The organism is Streptomyces sp. NPDC046122 (assembly GCF_056429965.1).
Genome location: NZ_JBWKLQ010000003.1, coordinates 170,924 through 190,318 on the forward strand (window position 1 = coordinate 170,924; position 19,395 = coordinate 190,318).

Consider the following 19,395-nt stretch of genomic DNA (forward strand, 5'->3'; position numbering starts at 1 on the left):
CGCGTACCACGGTGGCTCAGCCGATGACGGCGGCCCGTACGCAGAGCACGTCCGGCAGGTGCGACGCGAGCATCCGCCAGCTGTCGCCGTCGTCCGCGCTCGCGAACAGCTCGCCGTTGCGATTGCCGAAGTAGACCCCCGCCGGATCCGCGTCGTCCGTGCACAGCGCGTCGCGCAGCACCGTTCCGTAGTGCGCCTCCTGCGGCAGCCCGTCCGACAGCGGCTCCCAGCTCGCCCCGGCGTCCCGCGTGCGGTAGACCCGGCACCGGTTGCCGGCCGGCACCCGGTCGGAGTCCGCCGTGATGGGGAAGACGTAAGCCGTGTCCGCGCGGTGCGGATGCGCGGCGGCGGCGAAGCCGAAGGTCGACGGCAGCCCCGCCCCGATGTCCGACCAGTTGGCCCCGGCGTCGTCGCTGCGGAACACCCCCCAGTGGTTCTGCAGGTACAGCCGCTCCGGATCGGCCGCGTCCTGGGCGATCTTGTGTACGCACTGGCCGAACTCCGGGTCCGGATCGGGCAGGAAGACCGCCGACACCCCCTTGTTCGACGGCGTCCAGCTCGTCCCGCCGTCCAGCGAGCGGAACACCCCGGCGGTGGAGACGGCCACCGTCACGGCCCGGGCGTTGCGCGGGTCCGTGATGATCGTGTGCAGCCCCTCGCCGCCTCCGCCCGGCACCCACCGCGAGCGCGTGGGGTGCTCCCACAGCGGGCGGACGAGCTCGAAGGACTCTCCCCGGTCCTCGGACCGGAACAGCGCCGCCGGTTCCGTTCCCGCATACACCACGTCGGGCGCCTCGGCCCCGGCCGGACGCAGTTGCCAGACCCGCTCCAGCGACGTGTCCGTGAACTCGGGGAACCTCACCGCGGGTTGCCTCGGCTCGACCCAGCTCGCGCCCAGATCGTCGGAGTGGAAGACCGACGGGCCCCAGTGCGCGCTGTCCCCGCCGACCAGCAGCCGGGGGACCGGGCCCCGGGTGTCGATGGCGATCGAGTACACGGCCTGCGCGTTGAAGTGGGGCCCGTCGATCTCCCATTCGCCGCCGCGCCCGCGGCCGATGAAGAGCCCTTTTCGCGTGCCTACGGTGAGCAGTACGTCGGTCATGGCCGACACCTCCAGGACGCCGTTGTCTCAGATACGGGCCAGTGTGCACCCGACCACTGACAGTGGGCCCCACCAGCGCGTCACCGCAGGTCGGACGGCACGTTGGGGGCGCGGACGGAGCGGACCGCCACGGCGGCGTACCTGTGCGTCGGGGCCGGAGAACGACCTGCCGGCCGGCCGGGCCGGAGGAAATGGAACCGCACGGTACGGAACGATCGTTTATAACAGCGGGAGCGATCAGTGGTACCGAAGCGAGGGGAGTGCGCCGGTGACCAACGGTGCGGTACGGATCGACGGGGACAGTCTGCTGCTGCCGGGCGGGGTCCGGGTGCGCTTCGTGCGTACGCTGCGCCTGCCCGAGAAGGGAACGCACTCCCTCCCGCCGGGCCTGGGCAACTTCCCGCTGCGCAGGGTCGAGGACCACGCCGCGACGGTGCCGCAGGAGTGGCTGGCCAGAGGCGGCGTGATGCTGCCCGTGTACCTGCGCGAGGCGATGTGGCTGAGCTTCGCCGGCACCGTCGAGCCGGGCGCCCTCCAGGTGGCGGTCGGTAAGGTGTGCGCGGTCTCGGGCAAGCCGTGGAACAGCCGCCTGTCGCGCGGACCGCAGAACTACCTCGTGCTGCCGCGCCAGCCCTGGCTCGACGGCATCAACTCCGGCACGGGAACGGTGCGGCAGTTCGTCGCGGTGCCGCTCGGACTGGGGGCGACCGTGGAGGGCCAGGTCACCGGCGAGGAGAAGTGGGGCGGACTGCAACTCCAGTCGTGGCCGCTCGCGGACGGGCCCCTGGCCGCGTGGCGGGAGGAGCAGCGGAGGGCGGCGGAGCGCAGGGCCGCGATGCCGCCGCAGGCGCTGTACGGAGCGCCCGCTCCGGGCGCCCCGATGCCGCCCCCGGCCATGATGTCCGCCCCCATGGGCGGTCATGGCGGAGCACCCGCGCCGCGGGCCGCGGCGGCGATGGGGCTGGGCGTGGGCGGTTCCATGCGCCAGGAGGTCTACAAGGACGACCGGCCCGCCTCCGACTGGGCCGCCGAGCCGTCGGGCCGGGTCTTCGTGCACCTGGTGACCCCGCCGGAGTGGCGACGCATCACCGGGGAGGAGCCGCCGCCGTCCCCCGTCGACCGGGCGGCGTACACCCGGGCGGGGCTGCCGTGGTTCGACTACTACGACGCGGACGGCGAGGACGTGGCGCCGACGGACGCGCTGGGCGGCGTGAAGCCGGTCGGTGAGTGGCTGGGCGACGACCACACACCGTGGCAGCAGCCGTCCCCGCACCAGGTGCATCCGCTCGGCGACGCACCGGGCAAGCCGGTGGCGGACGGCGACTGGTAGCGGCTGAACGGCCAGGCGGCCAGGCGGCCAGGCGGCCGAGCGGCTGAGAAGCGGCCGAGGAGCGGGGAGCCCGGCCCGGCGGGGCAGGGCTCGGAGTGCTGCCGTCCCGTACTCCGAGCCGGCAGCCCCGCGCCATGCCACCGCCCGGCCGCGCGGCCCACCACGACCCCGCGCCCCCGCCCGCCCCCCGAGGCGTACCCGGGGGATCATGGAGGCCGGTCCTGAAGCGGCCATCGGCGAGGTCGCCGTGGGCGCGCACGTCTGAGGAGAGCGAACATGCCCGACATCCGCCTGCACACGCCGGACGATCCGGCGGCCCTCGTGGAGGTCGCCCCCGGCCCGGCCGACGACGCGGAGGCGGGACGGGTCCACATCGGCGTACGGGCCGGGCGGTACGTCCCCCTCGTCGCCACGCCCGCGCAGGCGCGGGAACTGGCCGCGGCCCTGCTGCGGGCGGCCGACGACGCCGAGGCACGGCTCAAGGACACCTTCCCCACCGTCAAGGCGGGCGAGCTGCGGCGCGGAGACGTGAGGACGGGGGAGCGCGCGATCACCGTGGAACGCGTCCGGGCCGACGGCGACACCGTCCACGTCACCTGGGCGTCGGACGGCGGACGCCAGTGGACCCAGAGCTACGCGGCGGACACCGACATCGCCCTGCGGCGACGCGCGTAAGTCACACCGCCGAAAATCCCGCTCCCGCAGGGGAGTTGACCTGTCATGCGCACCTGCCTATGTTCTCGTTCGGGATTGTGGTCAACGTCCGATATTTCGAACGAACAACACCAGGAGCCCGTATGCGCAGCAAGGGAAGGGGCGGACGCCGACTAGCCGTCGCGTCCGCCGTTCTCACCGGCCTGACGGCCGCCCTCGTCGTCGCGCCCGCCGAGAGGCCGGCCGCCGCGGCAGTGGAGGCAGCCGCCGAAGCGGAGGCCGTCGACTACTCCATCAAGGTCGACCCGACCCGTGCGGGGCCGGCGATCGACGACTCGATGTACGGCGTGTTCTACGAGGACATCAACCACGCGGCCGACGGCGGGCTGTACGCCGAACTCGTGCAGAATCGTTCCTTCGAGTACGACCCCGCCGACAACCGCGCCTACACCCCGCTCACCTCGTGGAAGGAGACCGCGAGCGGCGGAGCGACCGGTACGGCGCGCGTCGTGGACGACGGCGAGCGCCTGAACGAGCGCAACCGCCGCTACCTGCGGCTGGACCTGGCCGGAAACGGCGGCGGCAGCGCATCCTTCGGCGTCGCGAACACGGGCTACAACGAGGGGATCGCCGTCCGCGCCGGCAAGAAGTACGACTTCTCGGTCTGGGCCCGCACCGACCGGCCCGGCAACGGCACGCCGCTCGGCGTCGAACTGCGCGCCGGGGACGGCAGCGCCACCCCGCTGGCGAAGCCCCTGCGCATCACCGCACGCGGCGACCGCTGGACGCAGTACACGGGAACGCTCACCGCCCGCACCAGCAGCGGCGCGGGCCGGCTCGCCGTCACCGCCGCCGGCGGCGGCACCGTACGGCTCGACATGGTCTCGCTCTTCCCCCGCGACACCTACAAGGGCCGGCCCAACGGGCTGCGCAAGGACCTCGCCGAGAAGATCGCCGCCCTGAAACCCGGCTTCCTGCGCTTCCCGGGCGGCTGCCTGGTGAACACCGGAAGCCACGAGGCGTACGAGGCGCCGGACTTCGAGCGCAAACGCTCCTACCAGTGGAAGGACACCGTCGGCCCGGTCGAGCAGCGGCCGGTGAACGCCAACTTCTGGGGCTACAACCAGACGTACGGACTCGGCTACTACGAGTACTTCCAGTACGCCGAGGACATCGGCGCGATGGCCCTGCCCGTGGTCCCCGCTCTCGTCACCGGCTGCGGCCAGAACAGGGCGACCGACGACCCGGAACTGCTCCGCCGCCACATCCGGGACACGCTCGACCTCATCGAGTTCGCCAACGGGCCGGTGACCTCCCCGTGGGGCGGGAAGCGGGCGGAGATGGGCCACTCCAAGCCCTTCGGCCTCACCCACCTGGAGGTCGGCAACGAAGAGAACCTCCCCGACGAGTTCTTCGCGCGCTTCACCGAGTTCCGCGAGGCCATCGAGGCCGAGCACCCCGGCATCACCGTCATCAGCAACTCCGGCCCGGACGACAGCGGGACCGTCTTCGACCGCGCCTGGCAGCTGAACCGCGACGCCGGTGTCGCCATGGTCGACGAGCACTACTACAACAGCCCGCAGTGGTTCCTGGAGAACAACGCGCGGTACGACGCCTACGACCGCGAGGGCCCCAAGGTCTTCCTCGGCGAGTACGCCTCGCTGGACAACCGCTTCTCCAACGCCCTCGCCGAAGCCGCGTACATGACCGGCCTCGAACGCAACGCGGACGTCGTCAAGCTCGCCTCGTACGCCCCGGTCCTCGCCGACACCAACGACGCGCAGTGGCGGCCGAACATGATCTGGTTCGACAACACCGCCTCCTGGGGAAGCGCCAGCTACGAGACGCAGAAGCTGTTCATGAACAACGTGGGAGACGAGGTGGTACCGAGCAGGGCGTCCGGCACCCCCGCCGCGACCGGCCCGATCACCGGCGCCGTGGGCCTGTCCACTTGGGCCACGGCGGCGGCGTACGACGACGTGAGCGTCACGTCGGCGGCCGGGGTCGGCCTCTTCGCCGACGACTTCTCCGGCGACGACAGCCGCTGGACCAGGGCGGCCGGCGCCGGCTCCTGGTCCGTGCGGGACGGCGCGTACGTCCAGTCCGACGCGTCGGCCGAGAACACTCTCGTCACCGCGGGCGACCCCTCCTGGCACGACTACGACCTCGAACTCGAGGCCACGAAGCAGTCCGGCAAGGAGGGCTTCCTGATCGCCTTCGGGGTCAAGGACACCGGCAACTACTACTGGTGGAACCTCGGTGGCTGGAACAACACCCGTTCCGTCGTCGAGAAGGCCGTGGGCGGCGCCAAGCAGACCCTCGTGGAGCGCGGTACGACGATCGAGACCGGCCGCACGTACGACGTCAAGGTCCAGGTACGCGGCCGGCAGGTCACCCTCTTCCTGGACGGCCAGGAGTGGGGGAGCTTCACCGACGACAAGGTGGCCGAACCGTTCCGCCAGGTCGTCACCCGCGACAGGGCCGCCGGCGAACTCGTCGTCAAGGTCGTCAACGCCCAGGACGCGCCCGCCCGTACGAGGATCGACCTCGGCCGGGAGACCACCGTCGTCTCGCCCAAGGCGCGTCTGACCACGCTCCGGGGCGCGCCGGACGCCGTCAACACCCCGACCGACCGGCCGATCAAACCCGAGCGGTCCACCCTCGACGGGGTGGACACCACGTTCACGCACACCTTCCCCGCGCACTCGGTCACCTTCATGCGCATCAGGACCGACTGAGACCCCGTGCACGCCGAAGCCCCCTGCCGCCGGCCGGCAGGGGGCTTCGGCGCGCGGGTCAGCGTGCCGAGAAGGCGTGCACCGTGGTGGAGCGGTACGCCGTTCCCGGACGCAGTACCGTCGAGGGGAACGAGGGCTGGTTGGGCGAGTCCGGGAAGTGCTGCGACTCCAGGCACAGCCCGTCGCCCTGGCGGTACAGCCGTCCCGACGTTCCCGCGAGCGTGCCGTCGAGGAAGTTGCCGCTGTAGAACTGCATCCCCGGCTCGGTCGTGTGCATCCTCATCACCCGCCCCGACCCCGGATCGGTGAGCGTCAGCGCGTATCCGGGCGTGGCGGTGATGCCCTTGTCCAGCACCCAGTTGTGGTCGAGCCCCTTCCCGTACCGCACCTGCTGGTGCGGTACCCGGGCCTGCTCGCCGATCGTCCTCGCCCGCCGGAAGTCGAAGGGCGTTCCCGCGACGCGCGCCAGCTCACCGGTGGGTATCAGCGTCGAGTCGACGGGCGTGTAGCGGGCGGCGGCCAGCTCCAGCGTGTGACCGTCGACGGAGCCGCTGCCCTCGCCCGAGAGGTTGAAGTACGTGTGACTGGTGAGGTTGACGACCGTCGCCCGGTCCGTGGTGGCCTCGTAGTCGATCCGCCAGGCGCCGCGCGCGGTCAGCGTGTACGTGACCTTCACCTTCAGCGTGCCGGGGTAGCCCATCTCGCCGTCCGGACTGGTCCGCCGCAGCACGAGCCCGCGGTCGGACCCCCTGCTGAAGGGCTCCACGTCCCACATCTGCTTGTCGAAGCCCTGGTCGCCGCCGTGCAGGCTGTTCGGGCCGTCGTTCACGGGGAGCTGGTACGTGCGCCCGTCGAGCGTGAACCGGCCCTTGGCGACGCGGTTGCCGTAACGCCCGATCAGCGCTCCGAAGTACGGCGACCCGGCGACGTAGTCGTCGAGGTTGTCGAAGCCCAGCGAGACGTTCGCCGCCCGCCCGTGCCGGTCCGGTACCTCCAGGGACTGGACGATCCCGCCGTACGAGAGGACCTTCAGCCGGGTCCCGCCGTTGGCGACGGTCCACCGGTGCACCTTCGTGCCGTCGGCCAGCCGGCCGAAGAGCTCCCGAGAGGCGGGCCGTGCGGAGGGGGCCGCGTACGCCGTGCCCGTCGCGGCCAGGCCCGCGGCGGCTGCCGCTCCCGCCAGTACCGTGCGTCTGCTCGTGTTCATCGTGATGATCCCTTCGGGGAGTTATGAACCGACCTTGCGCTTGTTCCACACGTCGAAGCCGACCGCCGCCAGCAGCACCAGACCCTTGATGACCTGCTGGTAGTCCGTGCCGATGCCGACCAGCGACATGCCGTTGTTCAGCACGCCCAGCACCAGACCGCCGATGATCGCGCCGAAGACCGTTCCGACGCCGCCGCTCATCGACGCGCCGCCGATGAACGCCGCCGCGATCGCCTCCAGTTCGAAGTTGACGCCGGCCTGCGGCACGCCCGCATTCAGCCGGGCCGCGTACACGACTCCGGCCAGGGCGGCGAGCACGCCCATGTTCACGAAGACCAGGAAGGTGACGCGCTTGTCCTTGACACCCGACAGCTTCGCCGCCGCCTGGTTGCCGCCCAGCGCGTACACATGCCGTCCGACGACCGCGTTGCGCATCACGAAACCGAAACCGATGAGCAGCACCGCGAGCAGCAGCAGCACCACGGGCACGCCCCGGTAGCTGGCCAGCGTCAGGGTGAAGGCGAGCACGGCCGCCGCCATGGCCGCGCACTTGGCGAGGAACAGCGAGCGCGGCAGCACGTCCAGCTCGTAACTGAGCTGCCTGCGCCGGTCGCGCACCTCCTGCGCCAGTGCGAAGACGAGCAGTACGAGCCCCAGCAGCAGGGTGAGGTTGTGGTAGTCGGTGTCCGGTCCGAGGGAGGGGAGGTAGCCCGTGGAGATCTTCTGGAAGCCCTCGGGGAAGGGGCCGATGGAGCGCGAGCCGAGGAAGATCTGCGTACCGCCCCGGAAGAGCAGCATGCCGGCCAGCGTGACGATGAACGACGGGATGCCGACGTACGCGATCCAGAAGCCCTGCCAGGCGCCGGCGACCGCCCCGATGATCAGCGCGATCACGGTGGCGAGCACCCAGGGGACGTCGTGCTCGACCATCATCACCGCGCACGCGGCGGAGACGAACGCCGCGAGCGAGCCGACCGACAGATCGATGTGGCCCGAGATGATGACGATCATCATGCCGATGCCGAGGACCAGAATGTAGCTGTTCTGGAGGACCAGATTGGTGACGTTGTTCGGCTGGAGGAGTACGCCGTCGGTCCAGATCGCGAAGAGTACGACGATCAGCGCGAGAGCGATGAGCATGCCGTACTGGCGCATGTTGCGGCGCATGGTGTCCAGCAGCAGCGTGCTGACCGCGGAACCGCGCGGTCCGGGCGGAGCGGCTTGCCGCCCCGGCTTCTCGGTGGTGACCGGGCTGCCCATCTCTCTTACCTCTTGTCCATGGTCATGTGACGCATCAGTACTTCCTGGGTCGCGTCCGCGCGCGCGATCTCGCCGGTCAGCCGGCCGGCGGACATCGTGTAGACGCGGTCGCACATGCCGAGCAGTTCGGGGAGTTCGGAGGAGATGAAGACGACGGCCTTGCCGTCGGCGGCGAGGCGGTCGATCACGCTGTAGATCTCGAACTTCGCGCCGACGTCGATGCCCCGGGTCGGCTCGTCGAGGATCAGCACGTCCGGCCCGGCGAAGATCCACTTGCTGAGGACGACCTTCTGCTGGTTGCCGCCGGAGAGCCGTCCCACCTGCTCGAACACGGTCGGCGCCTTGATGTTCATGCTGCGGCGGTACGACTCGGCGACGCGCGTCTCCTCGTGCTCGTCGACGATGCCGCGCCGGGCCACCTTGGGCAGGGCGCTGAGGGTGATGTTGCGGCCGATGGTGTCGATGAGGTTGAGGCCGTAGTGCTTGCGGTCCTCGGTGACGTACGCGATGCCGTGGCCGATGGCCTCCGGAACGGTCCTGGTGCGGATCTCCTCGCCGTCCTTCAGGACCGTACCGCTGATGTTCCTGCCGTACGACCGTCCGAAGACGCTCATGGCGAGTTCGGTGCGCCCGGCCCCCATCAGCCCGGCGATGCCGACGATCTCGCCCCGGCGCACGCGCAGGGAGACCTGGTCGACGACCTTGCGCTGCTGGTCGATGGGGTGGTGCACGGTCCAGTCACGGACTTCGAGGGCGGGGTGCGCGCCAGGGTCCCCTTCGTACGGGGTCCGTTCGGGAAAGCGGTGGTCGAGGTCGCGGCCGACCATGCCGCGGATGATCCTCTCCTCGGTGGTCTCCGGAGCCCTGACGTCCAGCGTCTCGATGGTCCTGCCGTCGCGGAGGATGGTGACCGAGTCGGCGATCTCCGCGATCTCGTTGAGCTTGTGGGAGATGATGATCGACGTGATGCCCTGTTCCTTGAGCTCCTTGATCAGACGCAGCAGCTGGGCCGAGTCCGCGTCGTTCAGCGCGGCCGTCGGCTCGTCGAGGATCAGCAGCTTCACCTCCTTGGCCAGCGCCTTCGCGATCTCGACGAGCTGCTGCTTGCCCACCCCGATGTCCGCGACCCGCGTCTGCGGATGCTCGCGCAGACCCACGCGCCTGAGCAGCGCCGCCGCGTGCTTCAGCGTCTCGTTCCAGCTGATGACCCCGCGCCGGGCGTGCTCGTTGCCGAGGAAGATGTTCTCGGCGAGGGAGAGGTACGGCACCAGGGCGAGCTCCTGATGGATGATCACGATGCCGTGCGCCTCGCTGGCCCGGATGTCCTTGAACGCGCAGTGCTCGCCGTCGAAGAGGATGTCCCCCTCGTAACTCCCGTGCGGATGCACGCCGCTGAGGACCTTCATCAGCGTCGACTTCCCTGCGCCGTTCTCCCCGCAGACCGCGTGCACCTCGCCGCGCGCCACCGTCAGCGTCACGTCGGACAGGGCCTTCACGCCGGGGAACGTCTTGACGATCGAGCGCATTTCCAGGACGGGCGGCGCCGTTGTGGGCCCCGCCGTCACAGGTCGCTCGCCTTGATGTAACCGGAGTCGACGAGAACGGACCGGTAGTTGGTCTTGTCGACGCTCACCGGGTCGAGCAGGAAGGCGGGGACGACCTTCGTCTCGTTGTTGTACGTCTTGGTGTCGTTGACCTCGGGCTTCTTGTCGTTCAGCACGGCGTCGGCCATCTGTACGGCCTGCTTGGCGAGCGCCCGGGTGTCCTTGTAGACGGTCTGCGTCTGCTGCCCCGCGATGATCGACTTCACCGAGGCGACCTCGGCGTCCTGACCGGTGACCACGGGGTACGGTTTGGCCGCCGTACCGTAGCCGTCCGACTTGAGCGCGGACAGGATGCCGATGGAGATGCCGTCGTACGGGGAGAGGACGGCGTCCACGTCCTCCGAGCCGTACGCCTTGGTGAGCAGGTCGTCCATGCGCTTCTGCGCCGTCCCGCCGTCCCAGCGCAGGGTCGTGACCTGGTCGAGCTTGGTCTGGCCGCTCCGGACGACGATCTGCTTCCTGTCGATGTACGGCTTGAGGGTCTTCCACGCGCCCTGGAAGAAGTAGCGGGTGTTGTTGTCGTCGGGCGAGCCGGCGAACAGCTCGACGTTGAACGGGCCCTTCTTGCCGCCGTCGAGGCCCAGCTTGTCGATGATGTACGTCGCCTGCAGGACGCCGACCTTCTCGTTGTCGAAGGAGGCGTAGTAGTCGACGTTCGGGGTGCCGAGGACGAGACGGTCGTAACTGATGACCTTGACGCCCTGGTCGGCGGCCTGGCGCAGGACGTCGCCCAGCGCGCGGCCGTCGATGGCGGCGACCACCAGCACGTCGACGCCCTTGGTGATCATGTTCTCGATCTGCGACACCTGCTGGTCGACGTCGTCCTCGCCGTACTGGAGGTCCGTCTTGTAGCCGAGCTTCCGGAACTGCTCGACCATGTTGTCGCCGTCGGCGATCCACCGTTCCGAGGACTTCGTCGGCATGGCTATGCCGATCGTGCCGTCCCCGGCGGACTTCTTCTCCTTGCTGCCGCCCTCGGCGTTCTGGCCGCACGCGGCGAGGGAGAGGGCGAGTGCGGTGGCGGTGAGGGCGGTCGCGGCCCGGGATGTGCGTCGCATCATGACGGATCAGTCCTTCGCGGGGAGGGTGGTGGCGGCGGTCGTGGTGGCGGGGAAGCGCTGGAGGGGCCCGGGGAGCCGGGAGCCGAGCGGCGACATGCCGCCGTCGGCGCCGTGGCGGGCCAGGAGGTCGAGTACGAGACGGCCGCGGCGGACGCGCTCGCGGGCGCCGGCCAGGGCGGTGTCGCGCAGCTGCGCGCCGTACGGGTAGATGCCGGGCGACCTGGACAGCCCGAACTTGAGGTAGAGGGGCGCGCCGCGGCGGATCAGCTCCGCCGTCTCGTACATGCGGATGTAGCCGCCGAGGTCGTCGGGCGCCTCCACATAGAGGTCCATGGGGGCGCGGCTGGCCCGGCGGATCTCCGTGAAATGGGCGAGTGCGAGGTCGGAGGGGATATTGACCGAGTCGGCGCCGAGCCGCTCGTAGACGGCGTACGAGGCCGGGTTGACGGGGCCGATCAGCGCGGACACCTTGAGGGTGGTGTCGGCGGGCAGCAGCCCGTCGGCGCGCATCCGGTGCAGCGTCCACAGCACGCCCTCGTCCGCGACGAGCAGGCACCGCACCCCGAGCGCGGTGGCCCGCAGGGCGTCCTCGACGCACCCGGCGAGCGCGTCGTGGCCACGGGCGCGCAGCCCGGCGCCGCCCGAGTCGCTGCGGGTGGCGGCGCCGATGTCCCACGTGCCGCGCGGCCCGGTGAACAGGCAGAGCTCGATGTCGCGTTCGGCGCAGGACTCCACCATCTCGGTGATGTCGTCGTCGGTGAGCATCCAGACGCCGCTGCCCTGGCTGACCCGGTGGACCGGTACGTCCAGGCGCGCACTCTCCTTGAGTACGACGGCGAGCGCCTCGGGGCCTTCGACGGAGGGGATCTCCGTGCGCCAGGCGCCCCCGTCGGGGAAGGCGTGCGGGGAGGCGTCGGCGGGGTTGTCGTCCGGGGCGGGGTGCCCGAGACGGGCAAGGGCGTCGGCGCCGGGACGGCGGGGGGTCGACGGGGACGGGGCTGTCACGGGACTCCTTGGCGGTTCGGTATTTCGGACGAGGTTCGGATGCGTGAGTACGGCTGGGCGGGCTCGCCGGGCGGGCCCGCCCGGGCCGTCCGCAACGGGAGCGTGGGACGTGCGAGGGCGGGGCGCGTGCCCCCCTTACGGGCGGAGCAGCACTTTCCCCGTCTTCGGGTCGCCGCCGCCGACGAGGGCGATCGCGTCCGCGAACCCCTCCAGGGGGAACTCGTGCGTGATCAGCGGCGCGGGGTCGAGCAGACCGGCCCCGAAGGCCCGTACGGCGAACGACCAGGCCGAGGACGGCGCGCCGAAGACGGACCGCACGGTGAGCTGGCTGAGCGACAGGTGCACCGGATCGATGCCCGTCGCCCCAGGCGCGAACATCCCGGTGAGGACGACCCGGCCGCCCCGCCGGGCCAGCAGGCACGACGACGCCGCGGTGGAGGGCGCTCCGGCGGTCTCGATGACGAGGTCGTACCGTCCCGCCCACTCGTCGGCCTGCTCCGGCGAGAGGGCATCGCTCGCCCCGAACTCCAGTGCCCGTACGCCCCGTTCCCCGCGGGGGTCGACCACGGCCAGCTCGCCGGGGCTCCCGGCGGCCAGCAGTTGGACCGCCAGCAGTCCGAGCGTCCCCGCCCCCACCACCGCCACCCGCTCGCCCGCCTCGGCGCTCCCGGCCCGCACGGCGGCGGCCACCACCGCGGCGGGCTCCAGCAGCGCGGCGGCCCGCAGGTCCGCGTCGTCGGCGAGCGGATGCAGCAGCCGGGCCGGCACGACGACATGGTCGGCGAACGCGCCGGGCCGGGTGAAGCCCGTCTCGTCGTACCCGGCCGTGCACAGCGACGTGTCGCCGCTCCGGCACCGTGCGCACGTGCCGCACGTCCGGAACCCCTCGGCCACCGCCGGGCGTCCCACGAGCCCGCCGTCGACGCCCGGCCCCACCGCCTCCACCGTGCCGGACCACTCGTGCCCGGGAACCACCGGGTAGCGCACGTACGCCGCGTCACGGTGGCCGTCGTACACCTCCCGGTCGCTCATGCAGATCCCGGCGGCGGCCACCCGCACCAGCACCTCGCCGCGCCCAGGTTCGGGCGGCGGCCCGGTCGCCAGCCGGTGCTCGCCGGGCCGCTCGATCACGAGGGAACGGCTGCTCACTTCGGCCGCCTCTGCTCCCAGCCCTCGGCCCACAGGTCGAACCGCGCCTGCTGCTGGGGGAACTCGGCGGCCGCCGCCACGTCGAGCTCGACCCCGAGGCCCGGGGCGTGGGACACCTCGAAGTACCCGTCGACCACTTCGGGCGCTCCCCGCACCACCTTCTTGATCTCCGCGTCCGCGAAGTCGTTGAAGTGCTCCAGGATCTTGAAGTTGGGCGTGCAGGCGCCCAGTTGGAGGCTGGCGGCGGTCAGCACGGAACCGCCCACGTTGTGCGGCGCGACCTGCACGTAGTGCGTCTCGGCGGTCGCGGCGAGTTTCCGGGCCTCCAGGATGCCGCCGATGTGGCCGAGGTCGGGCTGGATGATGTCGGCCGCCTGCGACTCGAACAGCTCGCGGAACTCGATCCGGTCGTGGATGCGCTCCCCGGTGGCGACGGGCATGTCCACCTTGGCCGCGACCTTCTCCAGCGCCTTGAGGTTCTCCGGCGGAACCGGCTCCTCCAGCCAGGCCGGCCGGAAGGGGGCCAGCTCGTGGGCGAGGCGGACGGCGGTGGCGGGGGAGAAGCGCCCGTGCATCTCCAGCATGAGCTCGGCGTCCGGGCCGATCGCGTCCCGTACGGCCTCGATGAGCGACACCGCGTAGAGCGTCCCGGCGTGGTCCAGTTCGTAGTGACCGGTCCCGAACGGGTCGATCTTCAGTGCGCGGTATCCCCGCTCGACGACCGCCCGCGCGGCCTTGTGGTACGCCTCGGGGGTGCGTTCCGTGGTGTACCACCCGTTGGCGTACGCCTTCACCTTGTCGGTGACCTTCCCGCCGAGCAGCTGCCAGACCGGGACGCCGAGCGCCTTGCCCTTGATGTCCCAGCAGGCCATCTCCACGACGGCGATGCCCGACATGACGATCTCGCCGGCCCGCCCGTAGTCGCCGTACTTCATGCGGCGGACGAGGTCCTCGACGGCGAAGGGGTCCGACCCCGCGATGTGGTTGGCCTCGGCCTCCCGCAGGTAGCCGACCAGCGCGTCGGTGCGGCCGAGCATCCGGGTCTCGCCGACGCCGGTAAGGCCTTCGTCCGTGTGGACGACGACATAGGTGAGATTGCGCCAGGGTGTCCCGACGACATGCGTGCTGATTCCCGTAATACGCAAGGCAGTTGCCCTTCGGATCTGTTCGAGATTTCGTCACACGTTCGAAATGCTGGCGTGACCGTAATCAGCGCCTCCAGGGGGTGTCAATGGCTTGAGCGGGGTGAAGCTCCGGCCATTGCCCGGTGAACGGACCTGTGGTTAGCCTGTGTTCGTCATACCGGCCAATGGTCGGGGTTTCGAACGGAAGGGGTGGGTGGCCGATCATGGGACGACTGGTCCCGGCGGTGACGAGGTCGCTGGACATACTGGAGCTGTTCCTGGAGGGGGACGGCACCCTGTCCGCGCCGGACGTCACGCGCAAGCTCCAACTGCCCCGCACCACCGTGCACGAACTGCTCACCACTCTCGCCGCGCGCTCATACGTGGTGCCCGTCCCCGACCAGCCCGGCCGCTACCGGCTCGGGGTGCGCACGTACCAGCTGGGCAGCCGGTACGCCGAACAGCTCGACCTCGCGGCGGAGGGGCAGCAGGTCGCCCGCGAGGTGGCCGAGACCTGCGACGAGACGGTGCACGTCGCGATCCTGGAGGACGCCGACGTCATCTACATCGCGAAGGTGGACTCCACGCACGCCGTCCGGATGGTCTCCGCCGCCGGCCGCAGGCTGCCCGCGCACTGCACCTCCGTCGGCAAGATGCTGCTCGCCTCGCTGCCGGAGGCGGAACTCGAAGCGCGTGTCGCAGGACGGTCCTTCGCCGCCATGACGCCCAACAGCATCACCGATCCGGGTGCGTTGCGCTCCGCCCTCGCCGAGATCCGGGAACGCGGGCTCGCCTTCGAGCACCGGGAGTCGAACCCGGACGTGAGCTGCGTAGCCGCGCCGGTGCGCGACAGCGCGGGGCGCGTCGTCGCCGCGCTCTCCATCTCCGTGCCCATGATCCGGTGGAGCGATGCGCGCGAGGCGGAGCTGGCCGAGCTCGCCGCAAAGGGCGCGGCCGACCTGTCGGTCCGCCTGGGTCACCGGGTCCGGCCGTGACACCGCAGGCCGTACGGGTCGCGGTGCGGGAGCGGGCGTCCCTCGGTGAGGGGCCCACCTGGGACGCGGCGGCGGGCCGGCTGATATGGGTGGACATCCTGTCCGCGCGCGTCCACACCTACGACCCGGTGAGCGGCCGCCGTACGGTCATGGCCACCGAGCAGCACGTCGGCGCGGCCAAGCCGCGCGCGGGCGGCGGCCTGGTCGTCAACCTCCGCGACGGAGTGGGCCTGTACGGTCCGGACCTGTCCTTCTCCTGGCTGGTGCGCGACCCCGCGCCCGGCCGCCGCGGCAACGACGCGGCCGTCGCCCCCGACGGGGCGCTGTGGGCGGGCACCATGCGGTACGACGAGGCTCCCGGGGGCGGCGGTCTGACCCGGATGGCGCCGGACGGCACGGCGACGCGGGTCGCGACCGCGGCGGTCAGCAACGGCACCGGCTGGAGCCCCGACGGACGTCTCATGTATTACGCCGACTCGCCCACCCGCCGCATAGACGTCTTCGACATGGCCGGTGAGCACGCGGTGAACCGGCACGCGTGGGTGACGGTCGAGGAGGGCGCCGGCTACCCGGACGGCCTGACCGTCGACGCCGACGGGTGCGTCTGGGTGGCGCTCTGGGACGGCGCGGCGATCCGGCGCTACACGCCGGACGGGCGGCTCGACCGGGTCTTCCCGCTGCCCGCGTGCCGCCCGACGGCCTGCGCCTTCGGCGGCGCCCGCCTGAGCGACCTGTACGTCACCACGGCCCGCACCGGCCTGGCCCGCCCCCAGCCGCTCGCCGGCTCCCTGCTGGTCCTCCCGGACGCGGGCCGTGGTCTTCCCGGCACGCCCTTCGGAGGCTGAGCGAACCTCCTTGTACGAAGGGCTTCGTAATTTGATGGGTGTCGTAGTACGGTGTGTTTCGTAGTACGGCGTGCTTCGTACTAACCGTACCTGGCCGTCGATCCAGCCGCACCCCGCTGAAACGGAGCCCTTCTCGTGAGTGCCCTCTTCGAGCCCGTCACCCTGCGTTCGCTGACCGTCGCCAACCGCCTCTGGATGGCGCCCATGTGCCAGTACAGCGCGGACGTGTCCGGGCCGGACGCCGGGGTCGCGGGCGACTGGCACTTCGCCCACTACGGGGCCCGCGCCGCCGGCGGCACCGGACTGATCCTGGTCGAGGCCACGGCGGTGAGCCCCGAGGGTCGCATCAGCCCCGCCGACCTGGGCATCTGGAACGACCGCCAGGTGGCGGCGCTCCGCCGCATCACGTCCTTCCTGGAGCAGCAGGGCACGGTCCCCGGAATCCAGCTGGCCCACGCCGGACGCAAGGCGTCCACGGACCGGCCCTGGCGCGGCGGGGCGCCCCTCGTCGACGACCCCGAGGCCTGGCAGCCCGTCGCTCCGAGCCCCTTGGCGTACGACGAGGCGCATGCGGTGCCCAGCGAGCTCACGACCGAGCGGATCGAGGAGATCGTCGGCCTGTTCGCCGACGCGGCGCGGCGGGCCCTCGCGGCCGGCTTCAAGGTGGCCGAGATCCACGGCGCGCACGGCTACCTGATCGGTGAGTTCCTCTCCCCGCACAGCAACCGGCGCACCGACCGCTACGGCGGTTCCTTCGAGAACCGCACGCGGTTCGCCCTGGAGGTCGTGGACGCGGTGCGTGCCGTGTGGCCCGACGAACTGCCGCTGTTCTTCCGCATCTCGGCCACCGACTGGCTGACCGATAACGCCGAGGACGAGCGGAGCGGCTGGACCGGCGACGACACCGTCCGCTTCGCCCGCGAACTCCAGGCGCACGGCGTCGACCTGCTCGACGTCTCGTCCGGCGGACTCGCGCCCGGCGCGCGGATCCCCGTCGGCCCCGGCTACCAGGTGCCGTTCGCCGAGCGGGTGCGTGACGAGACGGGTATGCCCGTCGCCGCGGTCGGCCTCATCACCGACCCGGTGCAGGCCGACAAGATCCTCGCCGACGGCAGGGCGGACGCCGTCCTGCTCGGCAGGGAGCTGCTGCGCGACCCCTCGTTCGCCCTCCACGCCGCCCGCGCGCTGGGCGGCGAGGTGCGCACGCCCGACCAGTACCGGTGGGCGATCTGAGAACGGCGCGAGCGGGCCGGTGCGGTGCCTCCGCCGCACCGGTCCGGCCGTCCCCGGCACGCGCCCTGCGACCGGGCCCGTAATTACGAAGGGCGTCGTACGATAGGTGCCCCGGACGAACTGGAGACGTCGTGACCACCGCCACGAGCACGCGTGAACTCGCGCACCCGACGCGCGACGAGATCCGTCTCGAAGGGGTGCTCCACGCGCTCTCCGACCCGATGCGTCTGCTCATCGTGCGGGAGATGGCGGTGGCCGAGACCGACCTGGCCTGCTCGTACTTCACCCTCCCCGTCACGAAGTCGACGACCACCCACCACTTCCGCGTCCTGCGGGAGAGCGGCGTCATCCACCAGGCGTACCGGGGCACCGCCAAGCTCAACGGGCTGCGCCGCGACGACCTGGACGCGCTCTTCCCCGGCCTCATCGAACGGGTTCTGGAAGCGGCCGCCCTGGAAGCGGACCGGCTCGGCACCGACGGCTGACGACGGCGCGGCTGCGGGGGTACGGCCGGGACGTGATCGCGGCGGCGTGCCGGGCCGCCCCATCCACACGTCGCTCGGCACTGCCCTCCGCCGCCGCCGTCAGCCGCCGCCGTGCGCGGCGGCCAGCAGGCCCGCCCAGTCGTGGAGCTTCACCGACCGCCGGCCCAGTGAGACGCCCAGCGCCGCCTCCGCCGCCTCGATCGCCCGCCAGTCGTCCCACACCACCGGGCGGACGCCCGACTCCCGCAGCGCGGCCAGCGGGTCGTCCGCGACCGGGCGCGCGGCCAGCGCCCGCGCGTCCGCCAGGAGCGAGGCCACCGTCTCCTTGGCGCACGGCCGGTTGGTGCCGATGACTCCGGTCGGCCCCCGCTTGATCCAGCCCGCCACGTACTCGCCCGGTGACGCCACACCGTCCCGCAGCACGCGCCCCGCGGCGTGCGGCACCGTGCCGTTCCCGGGATCGAACGGCAGCCCGGGAAGCGGCGCTCCCCGGTAGCCCACCGACCGCAGCACCAGCTGCGCCTCGATGTCCTCGTACGTTCCCGTGCCCCGGACGCCGCCGCTGCCGTCGGGCACCGTGCGCTCGAAGCGCACGCCCGCCGCCCGCCCGCTCTCCTCCAGCACCTCCACCGGCCGCAGGAAGAACCGCAGCCGGACGCGGCGCGCCCGCGCCTCGCCGCCCCCGGCGGCCCAGGCCCTCAGGACCTCCACATTGCGCCGGTTCACGGCGGGCAGGCCCGCGGCGGCGGCCGATTCCGGATCGGCGTACGCCGGGTCCAGGGCGAGCTCGTCGGGCCGTACGACGACGCCGGCGTCCGGCAGCGTGCCGAGTTCCCTCAGCTCCTTGGTGGTGAACTTCGCCTGCGAAGGGCCGCGCCGCCCCACCATGTGCACGTCGCGCACCCGGCTGTTCGCAAGGGCGTCGAGCGCCGGCTGGGGCACGTCGGTGGGCAGCAGCTCGTGCGCGCCGCGCGCCAGGATCCGGGCCACGTCCACCGCCACGTTGCCCACGCCGATGACGACGGCCGAACGCGCGGCCAGCGCGAAGCCGTTCGCGGACGCGTCCGGGTGCGCGCTGTACCAGGAGACGAAGTCGGTGGCGGACCAGCTCCCCGGCAGGTCTTCACCGGGGATGCCGAGCCTGCGGTCGGTCGCCGCCCCCACGCAGTACACGACCGCGTGGTACAGCTCCAGCAACCGTGCGCAGGTGAGGCCCGCCGCACCCACCTCGGCATGGCCGACGAAGGTGATCCGCTCGTCCTCCAGAACGGTGCGCAGGCTTCCCTGGAGCGACTTGATCTTCTCGTGGTCCGGTGCGACGCCGTAGCGCACCAGTCCGTACGGACACGGCAGCCGGTCCAGGACGTGCACGCGCACGTCGGGCACGGTCTCCTGCTGTACGAGGGCCTGAGCGGCGTAGACGCCGCTGGGGCCCGAGCCGATCACTGCGACGCGAAGCACAGGGGCTCCTTCCCGCAAGGGTCTCCAGCATGGCACCGATCGGCGGGCCGGGGGAGATGCTCTGAGGGAGTGCCTTGCGGCGTTCCGCGTGCGCGCCGCGGCGAGGCCCGCGCGGGGTGGGGTTACGTTCTCACCGTGCTGG

16 protein-coding genes are annotated in these 19,395 nt (G+C 71.6%); 7 read left to right on the forward strand and 9 right to left on the reverse strand.

The annotated features are described in order from the left end of the window. Positions 1-16: 16 nt before the first annotated feature. Complete coding sequence (locus AC07FK_RS10080) at positions 17-1,102, reverse strand: WD40/YVTN/BNR-like repeat-containing protein (protein ID WP_479104224.1); 1,086 nt, start codon at positions 1,100-1,102, stop codon at positions 17-19. 268 nt (positions 1,103-1,370) lie between these two features. Here AC07FK_RS10080 and AC07FK_RS10085 point away from each other — a divergent pair, with 268 nt between their 5' ends. From AC07FK_RS10085 to AC07FK_RS10095, 3 genes are all read left to right on the forward strand, one after another. Continuing rightward, the gene (locus AC07FK_RS10085) at positions 1,371-2,432 is read left to right on the forward strand and encodes a hypothetical protein (protein WP_479104225.1); all 1,062 of its coding nucleotides are present in this window, start codon (positions 1,371-1,373) and stop codon (positions 2,430-2,432) included. A 276-nt stretch (positions 2,433-2,708) separates the two neighbouring features. Beyond that, positions 2,709-3,107 (forward strand): hypothetical protein, encoded by a 399-nt coding sequence (locus tag AC07FK_RS10090; RefSeq protein ID WP_479104227.1) that lies wholly within the window; start codon positions 2,709-2,711, stop codon positions 3,105-3,107. A gap of 122 nt (positions 3,108-3,229) precedes the next feature. Then, positions 3,230-5,824 (forward strand): alpha-L-arabinofuranosidase C-terminal domain-containing protein, encoded by a 2,595-nt coding sequence (locus tag AC07FK_RS10095; protein WP_479104229.1) that lies wholly within the window; start codon positions 3,230-3,232, stop codon positions 5,822-5,824. Between the two features lie 58 nt (positions 5,825-5,882). Here the strand turns inward: AC07FK_RS10095 and AC07FK_RS10100 are convergent, their stop codons facing one another. The 7 genes from AC07FK_RS10100 to AC07FK_RS10130 all read right to left on the reverse strand — a co-directional run bounded on the left by AC07FK_RS10100 (position 5,883) and on the right by AC07FK_RS10130 (position 14,255). Further along, a complete protein-coding gene (locus AC07FK_RS10100; protein ID WP_479104231.1) occupies positions 5,883-7,031 on the reverse strand; it encodes an aldose epimerase family protein in 1,149 nt (382 codons plus the stop codon). A gap of 21 nt (positions 7,032-7,052) precedes the next feature. Continuing rightward, positions 7,053-8,291: a multiple monosaccharide ABC transporter permease gene (gene mmsB, locus AC07FK_RS10105; RefSeq protein ID WP_479104232.1), complete on the reverse strand. Its 1,239-nt coding sequence runs from the start codon at positions 8,289-8,291 to the stop codon at positions 7,053-7,055. 5 nt (positions 8,292-8,296) lie between these two features. Beyond that, the gene (mmsA, locus tag AC07FK_RS10110) at positions 8,297-9,817 is read right to left on the reverse strand and encodes a multiple monosaccharide ABC transporter ATP-binding protein (protein WP_479104234.1); all 1,521 of its coding nucleotides are present in this window, start codon (positions 9,815-9,817) and stop codon (positions 8,297-8,299) included. 35 nt (positions 9,818-9,852) lie between these two features. Then, positions 9,853-10,956, reverse strand: a complete 1,104-nt coding sequence (gene chvE, locus AC07FK_RS10115; protein WP_479104236.1) for a multiple monosaccharide ABC transporter substrate-binding protein — start codon at positions 10,954-10,956, stop codon at positions 9,853-9,855. 6 nt (positions 10,957-10,962) lie between these two features. Beyond that, complete coding sequence (locus AC07FK_RS10120; protein ID WP_479104238.1) at positions 10,963-11,961, reverse strand: hypothetical protein; 999 nt, start codon at positions 11,959-11,961, stop codon at positions 10,963-10,965. Positions 11,962-12,096: 135 nt separating this feature from the next. Then, complete coding sequence (locus tag AC07FK_RS10125; RefSeq protein ID WP_479104240.1) at positions 12,097-13,110, reverse strand: zinc-dependent alcohol dehydrogenase; 1,014 nt, start codon at positions 13,108-13,110, stop codon at positions 12,097-12,099. Next, the gene (locus tag AC07FK_RS10130; RefSeq protein ID WP_479104242.1) at positions 13,107-14,255 is read right to left on the reverse strand and encodes a mandelate racemase/muconate lactonizing enzyme family protein; all 1,149 of its coding nucleotides are present in this window, start codon (positions 14,253-14,255) and stop codon (positions 13,107-13,109) included. Before AC07FK_RS10130 ends, AC07FK_RS10125 begins: the two co-directional genes overlap by 4 nt. Before the next feature lie 203 nt (positions 14,256-14,458). Here AC07FK_RS10130 and AC07FK_RS10135 point away from each other — a divergent pair, with 203 nt between their 5' ends. The 4 genes from AC07FK_RS10135 (at position 14,459) to AC07FK_RS10150 (ending at position 17,792) form a co-directional block, all read left to right on the forward strand. Continuing rightward, positions 14,459-15,229, forward strand: coding sequence for an IclR family transcriptional regulator (locus AC07FK_RS10135; RefSeq protein WP_479104244.1), 771 nt, complete (start codon positions 14,459-14,461; stop codon positions 15,227-15,229). Beyond that, positions 15,226-16,074, forward strand: a complete 849-nt coding sequence (locus AC07FK_RS10140) for an SMP-30/gluconolactonase/LRE family protein (protein ID WP_479104246.1) — start codon at positions 15,226-15,228, stop codon at positions 16,072-16,074. Before AC07FK_RS10135 ends, AC07FK_RS10140 begins: the two co-directional genes overlap by 4 nt. A gap of 135 nt (positions 16,075-16,209) precedes the next feature. After that, on the forward strand, positions 16,210-17,307 hold the full coding sequence (locus AC07FK_RS10145) for an NADH:flavin oxidoreductase/NADH oxidase (RefSeq protein WP_479104248.1): 1,098 nt from the start codon (positions 16,210-16,212) through the stop codon (positions 17,305-17,307). Positions 17,308-17,438: 131 nt separating this feature from the next. Then, positions 17,439-17,792, forward strand: coding sequence for an ArsR/SmtB family transcription factor (locus AC07FK_RS10150; RefSeq protein ID WP_479104250.1), 354 nt, complete (start codon positions 17,439-17,441; stop codon positions 17,790-17,792). 99 nt (positions 17,793-17,891) lie between these two features. Here the strand turns inward: AC07FK_RS10150 and AC07FK_RS10155 are convergent, their stop codons facing one another. After that, positions 17,892-19,253 (reverse strand): FAD-dependent oxidoreductase, encoded by a 1,362-nt coding sequence (locus AC07FK_RS10155; RefSeq protein ID WP_479104252.1) that lies wholly within the window; start codon positions 19,251-19,253, stop codon positions 17,892-17,894. Positions 19,254-19,395 lie beyond the last annotated feature (142 nt).